Annotated in this window: 1 protein-coding gene; it reads right to left on the bottom strand. The window is 44.7% G+C overall.

The genetic code is table 11. The features are described 5' to 3' along the window. Positions 1–2,432: MucBP domain-containing protein (locus tag JOC31_RS09755; protein WP_205017952.1), on the bottom strand; the 2,432-nt coding region annotated here is incomplete at both ends.

The following is a 2,432-nucleotide window of genomic DNA, read 5'->3' as shown; positions in this document are numbered from 1 at the left end:
ACAGTACCGTTAGTTGGCGCATCGCCGTCATTTTGACGAACTGGAGCTGTTGTTGAGAGGACATAGACTTTGCCATCTTTTGTGATTTCAACTGGCGCTTCATCGTTGTAGGCTTCGTCTACTGGAGCTTCTGTCTTAACTGATTTGTCGTCTGCGATTTCAGTTTCTGTACCTTCAATCACGTAACGAGCTACAACGTTACCTGTTGGTGTCGCTGGGGTTTCTTTTACCTTGTACTCGTAAGTGATCGTTTGGGTAGCTTCTGTAACAGTACCGTTGGCTACCGCATCTCCGTCGTTTGTACGAGTACGAACGAGTTCGTAAGTCACACCATCTTTTGTGATTTCAGCTGGCGCTTCATCGCTGTAGGCTTCGTCTACTGGCGCATCTGTCTTAACTGATTTATCATCTGCGATTTCAGTTTCTGTTTCTTCAATCACGTAACGAGCTACGACGTTACCTGTTGGTGTCGCTGGCTCTTCTTTAAGTTTGTAAACGTAAGTGATTTCTGTTGTGCCTTCGACAACGTTGCCTTGCTCTTCAGCCGTTGTGTCTGCTGTGACAACTTTGCCATCTACAAGCTGTGTTTGACCTGAAGCATCTTCTACAGCTGTACCAACGAGGACATATGTCTTGCCGTCAACTGTGATTTCGGATGGTTTGTTATCAGCTGCAGTGTCGTAAGCTACATCTTTCTTCTCTGTTGTGACAACTGGATCACCTACAACTTGGCCGTCGCTATCAACTTGACTGGTTGTCGTTGTTGTTTCAATCACAGTTTTGGCTGTGTCTTCAACGTCTGCTTGAAGGGTTTGACCATCTTCTGTCACATAGTGAACAACAACGTTACCTTCTTTAGTTACAACATCAACTTTTTCAGTTGTCTTAAGAACGTATTGGTAAGTGATTGTTTGTGTCTCTTCTGTAACAGTGCCGTTAGTTGGCGCATCGCCGTCATTTTGACGAACTGGAGCTGTTGTTGAGAGGACATAGACTTTGCCATCTTTACCAGTGATTTCAGCTGGTGCTTCATCGTTGTAGGCTTCGTCTACTGGCGCATCTGTCTTAACTGATTTGTCGTCTGCGATTTCAGTTTCTGTACCTTCAATCACATAACGAGCTACGACATTACCTGTTGGTGTCGCTGGCTCTTCTTTAAGTTTGTAGACGTAAGTGATTTCTGTTGTACCTTCGACAACGTTGCCTTGCTCTTCAGCTGTTGTGCCTGCTGTGACAACTTTGCCATCTACAAGCTGTGTTTGACCTGAAGCATCTTCTACAGCTGTACCAACGAGGACATATGTCTTGCCGTCAACTGTGATTTCGGCTGGTTTGTTATCAACTGCAGTGTCGTAAGCTACATCGGTCTTCTCTGTTGTGACAACTGGATCACCAACAACTTGGCCGTCGCTATCAACTTGACTGGTTGTCGTTGTTGTTTCAATCACAGTTTTGGCTGTGTCTTCAACGTCTGCTTGAAGAGTTTGACCATCTTCTATCACATAGTGAACAACAACGTTACCTTCTTTAGTTACAGTGTCAACTTTTTCAGTTGTCTTAAGAACGTATTGGTAAGTAATCGTTTGTGTCTCTTCTGTAACAGTGCCATTAGTTGGCGCATCGCCGTCATTTTGACGAACTGGAGCTGTTGTTGAGAGAACATAGACTTTACCATCTTTACCAGTGATTTCAGCTGGCGCTTCATCGCTGTAGGCTTCGTCTACTGGCGCTTCGGTCTTAACTGATTTGTCATCTGCGATTTCAGTTTCTGTTCCTTCAATCACATAACGAGCTACAACATTACCTGTTGGTGTCGCTGGCGTTGCTTTTACCTTGTACTCGTAAGTGATCGTTTGGGTAGCTTCTGTAACATTACCATTTGCTGGCGCATCTCCGTCGTTTGTACGAGTACGAACGAGTTCGTAAGTCACACCATCTTTTGTGATTTCAGCTGGTGCTTCATCGTTGTAGGCTTCGTCTACTGGTGCATCTGTCTTAACTGATTTGTCGTCTGCGATTTCAGTTTCTGTACCTTCAATCACGTAACGAGCTACGACATTGCCTGTTGGTGTTGCTGGCTCTTCTTTAAGTTTGTAAACGTAAGTGATTTCTGTTGTACCTTCGACAACGTTGCCTTGCTCTTCAGCTGTTGTGTCTGCTGTGACAACTTTGCCATCTACAAGCTGTGTTTGGCCTGAAGCATCTTCTACAGCTGTACCAACGAGGACATATGTCTTACCGTCAACTGTGATTTCGGATGGTTTGTTATCAACTGCAGTGTCGTAAGCTACATCGGTCTTCTCTGTTGTGACAACTGGATCACCAACAACTTGGCCATCGCTATCAACTTGACTGGTTGTCGTTGTTGTTTCAATCACAGTTTTGGCTGTGTCTTCAACGTCTGCTTGAAGGGTTTGACCATCTTCTGTCAC

The organism is Streptococcus saliviloxodontae (assembly GCF_016908655.1).
GTDB lineage: Bacteria > Bacillota > Bacilli > Lactobacillales > Streptococcaceae > Streptococcus > Streptococcus saliviloxodontae.
This window is presented reverse-complemented; position numbering and strand designations above follow the sequence as displayed.